At 44.7% G+C, this 1,566-nt stretch carries 2 protein-coding genes; one reads left to right on the forward strand and one right to left on the reverse strand.

Translation table 11 applies throughout. The features are described from left to right. The first annotated feature begins 347 nt into the window (after window positions 1-347). On the forward strand, window positions 348-1,367 hold the full coding sequence (locus WG89_RS28270; protein WP_153301890.1) for a hypothetical protein: 1,020 nt from the start codon (window positions 348-350) through the stop codon (window positions 1,365-1,367). A 4-nt stretch (window positions 1,368-1,371) separates the two neighbouring features. Here WG89_RS28270 and WG89_RS29900 read toward each other — a convergent pair. Then, on the reverse strand, window positions 1,372-1,566 hold a 195-nt coding region (locus WG89_RS29900), incomplete at its 5' end, for a transposase (RefSeq protein WP_172806770.1).

Raw genomic sequence — 1,566 nt, forward strand, 5'->3', positions numbered from 1 at the left:
ACCCGTGACAGTCGCCACATAGCGGCGTACCAGACCTTTTTGAGCCTTTCCAAGGGAGCGGTAACGGAAATGACTGAGAGTTAACTCTATCCATCGGTAACACTCATCTTTAGACTCCTAGCCAGGTTCTATGTCTGGGACATGTTCAAGGAAGTCGCTGACCTGATCCAGGGTCTTGATGAGTTTGGTGTTCATGATAATCTTCATCCTCTCATCATGAACGACATCCTGGACCTTTACAGGCTCAGTTCGTATTGGAAACCGGGCTTTTGTTCAGGCTCATTTTATATTGGAAGAGACTCTCAGAAGCAAAGAATACTGCTTTACCTTATAGTTCTATTGGCTTTTTGGAAGCACTCAAACATCATCATCCAGAGGCATTTAACAGCTATATAGACACTATCCTGAATGATGACAGTCTGACAGACAGTGAAAAAGTCGAGCACCTGGCAGCAAGGACGACATATGGAATTCCTGTATTGGCCATGGCATTAAAGTTACGTTTAAAGGATCCCTGCTCTTCATTTTTCCAAAAAGTTTCGAACAGTCGTTTATGCAAAGCAGCCAAAGAAGAAGCATTGCAGGCCAGAAACAAGGAAGGAGATAGCTGGTTATATACCGCCTGCCAAGATCGCGATCATCAGGGCATTCATGAATTCATAAAACTGGTGTCCAACAGTCCTCTGGATGAGGAAACGAAGAAAGAACTGGTTAAAGGCAAAAACAGACACAATCGATCAGCTTTATTCTCAGCCATTGTGGATGGAAAAACCCTGACAGTGGTCAGCTATGTTCGGAGCATCTTGAGAAGTTCACTCAAGGAGAGCACCAAGAAAGAAATTTTACTGGAAGCTTGTGCAGCGCTGAACATTGCCTTGCAAAAGGGAGACTCATCAACATTCAATTCATTGGCAATAGAACTCCAGCTTGGTGATCTTGATGATGCAACCACACAGGAAATTCTTGCCGCAAAGGATCGGTTTGGAAACCCCGGACTTGCTGCAGCCTACAACCATGGTAAAAGAGCCGCAGCAGAATCCTTTATTCACTTTGTCTTGAGCAGTGATCTACCAGGTAAAGTAAAAGTTCATCTGCTCTCAGCTAGAGACCGTAACGGCGTTCCATGGCTGTTTACCAGATTAGAGCGTGGTTACTCAAAAGACATTATTGCAAGTTTCATCAAACTGGTTCTGGCCAGCAACCTGTCTCTTCAAGAGAAAAGAGAGCTTCTGAAAGCGGAACACCCGGATGGCAGAGATGGATTGACCCAGGCCCTGAAATACCACCCGAAACAAGCTGAAGAAGCTTATGTTCTTCCGAATGAACTACCCCGCAGCAAGCTGCGGGGTATCCTCAGTGCAACTTGAGTGGTCAGTCCATAAACAGACTGATTTGGTTCGGACTTATTTCCTTCCGGTGTAGCTGCTTGTACTCCGCATTGCCTTGGTTTTTGACATAATTTGCAATTACATCTTCATTACCATGCTGGCCGACAGTATTCATAAAATATCCTGAACTCCAGAATGCTCCACCCCATAACTTTTGCTTAACTTCAGGGTTTTTCTT

It is taken from the genome of Endozoicomonas arenosclerae, assembly GCF_001562015.1.
GTDB lineage: Bacteria > Pseudomonadota > Gammaproteobacteria > Pseudomonadales > Endozoicomonadaceae > Endozoicomonas_A > Endozoicomonas_A arenosclerae.